This window comes from Brachybacterium sp. HMSC06H03, assembly GCF_001807385.1.
Classification (GTDB): Bacteria; Actinomycetota; Actinomycetes; order Actinomycetales; family Dermabacteraceae; genus Brachybacterium; species Brachybacterium conglomeratum.
The window spans coordinates 1-6,415 of the sequence record NZ_KV788708.1; the positions used below are offsets into that span (position 1 = coordinate 1).

Sequence of the window (6,415 nt, forward strand, 5' to 3'; positions counted from 1 at the left end):
CGCCGGCTCGGGGTCGGGACCCGGTGCCGCGGCCGGTCGTCCGCCGGTTCATCGGCCCGCTCCACGGCGCGCCGCGAGCAGGGCGCGGGCGATGACGAGGGCCTTCTCCGGCTCCGGCACCCGCACGCGGGTGCGGCGGATCCGGGCCGCGGGGGTGCGGCGCAGTCGACGGGAGAGCGCCGAGTAGAGGCCGTGCGCGGCGGTGACAGCGGCGCGGCTCGACGAGGGGAGATGGGGCAGCGCGGTCGCGGCGCGGGCGAGGTCGGCGTCGATGTCGTCGAGCAGCAGGTCCCGCTGCGCGTCGTCGAGGCGGTCCACGTCCACCCCGGGAACGTAGTCGCGGCCCAGGCCGTCGTGATCCTCGGCGAGGTCGCGCAGGAAGTTCACCTTCTGGAAGGCGGCGCCGAGCGCGCTCGCCGCGGGGGCGAGGCGCGCAGCTGCCGCCTCGTCACCGTCGACGAAGACACGCAGGCACATGAGGCCCACCACCTCGGCCGAGCCGTGCACGTACTGCGCGAGGCTCTCAGGGTCGTGGGCGGTGACGGTGAGGTCCGCACGCATCGAACCGAAGAAGGGGTCGATGAGCTCCGGGCCGATGCCGTGGCGGCGTGCGGTGATGGCGAAGGCCTGCACCACGAGATTCGTGGAGCGGGTGCCGCCGACCGCGCGAGCGGTCTCAGCGGCGAGCTCCTCGAGGGCGCGTGCCCTGGCGGCCGGGTCGAGGCCCGAGTCGGGGTCGTCTACGATCTCGTCGGCCAGGCGCACCAGGGCATACAGGCTGCGGACATGAGTGCGCACGGGTTCCTCGAGCAGGCGCGTCGCCCAGCCGAAGGAGGTCGAGTAGCCGGCGATCACGCAGCCGGCGCTGCGCTGCGCAACCCGGTCGTAGAGGGTCAACGCGTCCGGGGCGAGGCGCTGCGCGCTCATCGCGCACCGCCGTCGGACCGCCGTCCGCCGACAGGGCCGTGCGCATCCTCGAGGCGCTGGGGCGGCCGCAGCACGGCGAACAGGGTCGCCAGGACGATCACGGCGGCGACCGTCGCCGCGGCGGTCGCGACCACCGGCGACGAGGGCGCATCGGTCGCGCGGCCGACCGCGATCCAGAGCAGACCCCAGACCATCGCCGCGGGCGCGGCGACCGGGCGGCGACCGGCCCGGGTCAGCGCCACGCCGACCACGGCCACCGCGAGCAGCACCAGCACGGCGAGGACCTCGGGAGCCCCGAAGCCCGAGAACCCTGCGCCCTTCAGCGCTGCCGCGATGTTCGCGCAGGTCGCGACGCTCACCCAGCCGAGATACAGGCCGAAGGTGCCGTCGACGACGACCCGCTCGACCGCCCCGGCAGGAGGCCTGGCCGTGAGACGACGGAACAGAGCGCCGAGCACGATAAGCAGCACCAGGATCACCAGCACGCTCAGCGCGACCGCACCGGCCTGGACCACGAGGATCCAGGCGGCGTTCAGCAGCACCGAGGCGATCGCGAGGCCGGCGATCCCGCGGTGGTCGTGCCGGTCCCACCACTGCCACAGCGTGTACGCGCCGAGCCCCAGGTAGATCACCGACCAGATGCGGAAAGCGGGGGTCGCGGGGGCGAGGTGCGTCGCGTCGGCGGAGAGCAGGCCGCCGGCGGCCTCGTCGATCGGTGCTCCGCCGAAGGCGCCGACACCCACGGCCGTGCCCGCCATCGCGAGCAGGAACGCGAGGGTCACGGCGAGGCTTCGGCCCAGCGGGCGGGGGCCGGTGCGCCGTCGGCCCTCCCGGCGGCGATGCGCGGCGGCCGGATGGTCGGGGGTGCTCGCGGCGGTCATGCGGACTCCTCGTCGTCGACGGCGTGTGAGGCGGCGCCGGGCCCGCCGCGGGAGGGCGCGGGAGCCCCGGTTCCGGCTGACCCTGCGGTGGCTCCGCTCGCTGCGGGATCGTCGTGCGCTGCGTTCTCGGCGGCGCGGGCGATGTTGCGCTGCATGCTGCCGAAGACTATTCCGTGGAAGGGCCACACAGCCCACCAGTAGGCGTCCCCGAGCAGACCGCGGGGGTGGTAGAGCGCCCGCTGGTGCAGCACGGTGCGGCCGTCGGACTTTTCCACGGCGAGCTCGAGCCAGGCATCGCCCGGGACGCGCATCTCGGCGCGCAGGCGCAGCAGGCGGCCGCGTTCGAGACGTTCCACGCGCCACCAGTCCAGTGCCTCCCCCACCATCAGCCGGTGCGGGTGCCGGCGACCGCGGCGCAGGCCGGGCCCGCCGACGACTCGATCCAGGAGCCCGCGCGCCACCCAGCCCAGTCGCCACGAGTACCAGCCGTGCGCGCCGCCGATCCCCTCGATCACCGACCAGAGCGTCTGCGGGGACGCGTTCACCGTGCGGGAGCGTTCGTCACGGCGCACGATCCCTCCGGACCATTCCGGGTCCTCGGGCAGCGGCGAGGACGGCGCCCCGGCCGGAGCGGCGGAGTGCCAGGTGGTGGTGACGTCGAGGTCGCGGATCCTGGCGAGGGCGAGCTCGATCGCACGGTCCACCCCGGTGAGCCCGCCGTCAGGGTCCGGTACGAGGTCACGCAGGTCCGACTCGGCGGCGACGGCGTCGTGGACCAGCGACTCCACGAGGGGGCGCGCGATCGAGGTGGGGACCGGGGTGACCAGCCCGATCCAGTGGCTCGCCAGGCGCGGGGTGAGGACGGGGACCACCTGGATCCGCCGCCGGGGCAGACCCGCGGCGCGCGCACAGGAGTGCAGCAGCTCGGCGAAGGTGAGGACATCGGGCCCGCCGATGTCGAAGGTGCGGTTCGGAGTGCCCTCGAGGGTCGCCGCGGCCACCAGGTAGTGGAGCACGTCACGGACGGCGATCGGCTGGATGCGGTTCCGCACCCAGCGCGGCGCGACCATGACCGGGAGCCGCTCGGCGAGGTGGCGCATGATCTCGAAGGATGCACTGCCGGAGCCGAGGATCACCGCGGCGCGCAGCACGACCGCCGGCACGGCGCCTTCGAGCAGGATGTTCCCGACCTCCTCGCGGGAGGCCATGTGGGCGGAGAGCTCCTCGCCGCGGGGGTGGATACCGCCCAGGTAGACGATGCGCCGGGTCCCGGCTCGCTCCGCGGCGGCCGCGAAGGCCTGGGCACCGGCGCGATCGCGAGTCGCGAAGCTGCTGCCCCCGCCCATCATGTGGATCAGGTAGTAGGCGACGTCCACGCCCTCCAGGGCTCGGGCGAGCGTGGACGGATCTGCGACATCCGCCTCGACCACCTCGACACGATCCCGCCAGGGCCGGTCCTGCAGGCGCTCGACGTGTCGGGCCATGGCGCGCACCCTCAGCCCCGCGTCGAGGAGCGCCGGCACGAGCCGGCCGCCGATGTACCCGCTCGCGCCGGTGACGAGGACCAGCGGTGCGTCGGGACCGGCGGGGCCGTTCATGCGCTGGCTCGCTGCGAAGCGGCGCGCTGCGCGCACCTGGCCGCGACGGGATCAGGACCGGCCGGCTCTCGTCCCGACACGTCGGACGGGAGCAGCAGCTCGAGGCCGGCGTGGATCTCCGCGATGGTGGCAGCGAGAGCCTCGCTGAACGCGGGAGGGAGGTCGTGGCGTGCAGCGGCGTCGACTGCGCTGGACAGGTGCCATAGGGCGAGCTCTTCGACCCAGTCGCGGGATCCGCTCGCGGTGAGCAGGTCACGGGCGCTGCGCGCCTCCTCGTCGGTGAGGTCCTCGCGCCCGAGCAGCGTTCTCAGCTGGGGCCAGTGAGTCGTGGTCGCGGCGTGCGCGACGAGGGCGGTGCGCTTGCCCTCGCGCAGGTCCCCCAGCGCGCTCTTGCCGGTGCGATCCTCGTCGCCGAAGACGCCGAGGAGATCGTCGACGAGCTGGAAGCCGATGCCGAGCAGAGCACCGATCGCGTCGAGCGCCTCGAGACGGTCCGGCGACGCGTCGGCGAGCAGTCCGGCGGCGTGGAGGGGGAGCTGGAAGGAGTACACCGCCGTCTTCAGCTCGGCGACCGTCAGCGCCTCCTGCAGCGTCTCCGGCCGCTCGGCGGGCCGGAGCGGCAGCTGCACATCGGCGATCTCCCCGGCGGCCGAGGCGTGCAGCGAGCTCTCCATCAGGTCCAGGAGCGCGGCGACCACGGCGGCAGGCGCCGAGCATCCGGCCACCGCGCGCAGGGCCGTGATCAGGCCGAGGTCCCCTGCGAGGATCCCGGCGGCGTCGCCGACCCGGCGTGCGGTGTGCGCGGTGGCACCCCCGCGGCGCACTTTCGCGGCCACGGAGGCGGGGAGGCTCGGGGCGCCGCGCCGCATCTGGTCGCCGTCGATCACGTCGTCCTGGACCACGAAAGCGGTGTGCAGGATCTCGACCGCGGCCGCGACCTGGATCGCGGCCTCGTGCCGTGAGCCTCCTAGGGACTCGTGGGTGGCCAGCAGGAGGGCGGGCCGGAATCTCCTGCCGCCCTCGGTGGCCTTGCCGAGCGCGTTCCACAGCAGATGGTGGTCCGCGGAGGCCACTGCGCCCCCGAGCGCGGTGCCACGACGGAGGAGACGCCTGATCTCGTGGTCGACGCCAGGAGGGCAGGGGATGCTCATGCGGTTTCTGCCGGAAGACGTCCGAGCCGGTCGCCCAGCTGCTCGAGCTGCGCGACGGCCCAGGGGCTGAGCGTCCACGGCGCCAGGCGTGCGAGCGCGGCGAGCTCGTCCGCCGTCACCCACCGCAGATCCATGACCTCTTCGGGTGAGGGCACGGGCTCGCCCTGGGGGATCGCGGTGAAGACGGGGCATACCTCGTTCTCGACGATTCCCGAGGCGTCGACGGCTCGATACCGGAAGTCGGGCAGGGCCAGCCGCACCTCCCGCACCTGGAGGCCGAGCTCGCCGAAGGCGTGGCGGGAGATCGCCTCCTCGAGGGACTCACCCTGGCGTGGGTGGCCGCAGAACGCGTTCGTCCACACTCCGGGCCAGGTGCGCTTCGAGAGCGCCCGGCGCGTCAGCAGCACGGCCCCGTCCTCGCGCACCAGGTGGCAGGAGAAGGCCAGATGGAGCGGTGTGTCGACGGAGTGGACGGTGGCGCGGGGGGCCAACCCGCGGGGGGAGCCGTCGGAGTCCAGCAGGATCACATGGTCCTCGTCGGCCGTCCCGGCCGTTCGTGTCGCAGCGGTGCCGATCACGGCGACCTCCCGTTGTCCGTCGTGACGTACGTAGCCAGGCTATCGACTTCGACCCTAGCATCCGGCCAGAGCATGGTGCGGCAATGTCACCGACCCGAAGAACATGCGGGCGAACCCGCTGATGGAGCCCAGGAAGCCCAGCATCCCCTCGCCGGCTCGCGGGGCGGCGCCCTCGGGGCGGGCGAGGATCGTTCCGGTGTCGGCGGAGACCGAGCCCGGGATGGGCCCGCAGCCTGAGCCGGGGAGGCCGACGCCCTCGTCCAGAGGGTGCGGCCGATCGTGTCTCCTCTCGCGACCTGCCGTGCGGCGGGGCTGCACTGCGTTGTTCGAGATCCTGCGGAGGAAAGGAGTCACCGTGCCGCGAGTGCTGCGCGGCATGCGGAGCAGGGATGTGCGGGTGGTGCCGGGCGCTGCGTTGCGGGGCTCCCCGTGGGGGCCTCGGTGACCGCGCCGCCCGCCGTGCGGGGCTGCCACAGTGTGTAGAAGGGGAACCCCGCGGGAACCAGCTGACAGCTGCTGCAGCAGGGGATGCGGGCAGCGATGACGTCGCAGCGGGGGTGAAGAGTGCGGGGTCGCGTGATCTGGCCATGTCAAAGGGGTGACACACGGGTGGGTCACGATCCGCTCCGATGCGGGACGGTCATGGACCGCAGCCCGTGCGGGCACGGAGGCCGACGACGACTCCTGCCTTCGGAGAGCTGGTGCCCCGTGCGCGGACACTCGCCACGGAGGAGCTGATCGCACGGGCCGACGAGCAGAGGGAGGGGCGCGCGGTTCGCGCACCCCGGCCCGTAGCAGCATGACATGGGCGCAGAGGGAAACGTTCGTCATGCCGACCCGAGGGCCGTGAGAGAGGACGAGGATCGAGAGCATCCGGCGAGCAGGGGAGCGAAGCGGTCGGCAGTCGCAGGATGCGATGCGGGGTCACGGGGCGGTGGGCTGTCAGGCATCTGGGGGCAACGGCGTCGAGACCCTGGCCGAGCACCGAGCCGGAAGGGCACTGGCTCGTTCCAGGACGAACGCCGGAGCGGCACGACGCCGGGGATCAGGAGCCTGGCGCAGCGGTACGAGCGGACGGGCAACGTGGACGCCAACGGTCCGAGGGGCGCCGGCACCGGGGATGCCCTGCGCAGCATTCACGAAGAACTCCTGGGAGCACCGGGGCCGCCTCGGAGGCCGCGACCGAGGCTCAGGAGGAGACTTCCGCAGGGCGTTCTGGACAATGTGGTCGAGGCCACCTCGAAAAGGGTCGTTCTGGCTTGACGGGGCCTCGGAACCCC

5 protein-coding genes are annotated in these 6,415 nt (G+C 73.4%); all 5 read right to left on the reverse strand.

The features are described from left to right. Nucleotides 1-48: 48 nt before the first annotated feature. The 5 genes from HMPREF3159_RS04745 to idi are packed head-to-tail and all read right to left on the reverse strand — an operon-like array spanning nt 49 to nt 5,135. Nucleotides 49-927: a phytoene/squalene synthase family protein gene (locus HMPREF3159_RS04745; RefSeq protein WP_070499909.1), complete on the reverse strand. Its 879-nt coding sequence runs from the start codon at nt 925-927 to the stop codon at nt 49-51. Next, nucleotides 924-1,808: a tryptophan-rich sensory protein gene (locus tag HMPREF3159_RS04750; RefSeq protein ID WP_070499910.1), complete on the reverse strand. Its 885-nt coding sequence runs from the start codon at nt 1,806-1,808 to the stop codon at nt 924-926. The genes HMPREF3159_RS04745 and HMPREF3159_RS04750 overlap by 4 nt, the downstream gene beginning before the upstream one ends. Beyond that, nucleotides 1,805-3,406: an SDR family oxidoreductase gene (locus HMPREF3159_RS04755; RefSeq protein ID WP_083305795.1), complete on the reverse strand. Its 1,602-nt coding sequence runs from the start codon at nt 3,404-3,406 to the stop codon at nt 1,805-1,807. The genes HMPREF3159_RS04750 and HMPREF3159_RS04755 overlap by 4 nt, the downstream gene beginning before the upstream one ends. Continuing rightward, nucleotides 3,403-4,557 (reverse strand): polyprenyl synthetase family protein, encoded by a 1,155-nt coding sequence (locus tag HMPREF3159_RS04760; protein ID WP_070499911.1) that lies wholly within the window; start codon nt 4,555-4,557, stop codon nt 3,403-3,405. The genes HMPREF3159_RS04755 and HMPREF3159_RS04760 overlap by 4 nt, the downstream gene beginning before the upstream one ends. Then, nucleotides 4,554-5,135, reverse strand: a complete 582-nt coding sequence (idi, locus tag HMPREF3159_RS04765) for an isopentenyl-diphosphate Delta-isomerase (protein ID WP_246821479.1) — start codon at nt 5,133-5,135, stop codon at nt 4,554-4,556. The genes HMPREF3159_RS04760 and idi overlap by 4 nt, the downstream gene beginning before the upstream one ends. Between the last annotated feature and the right edge of the window lie 1,280 nt (nt 5,136-6,415).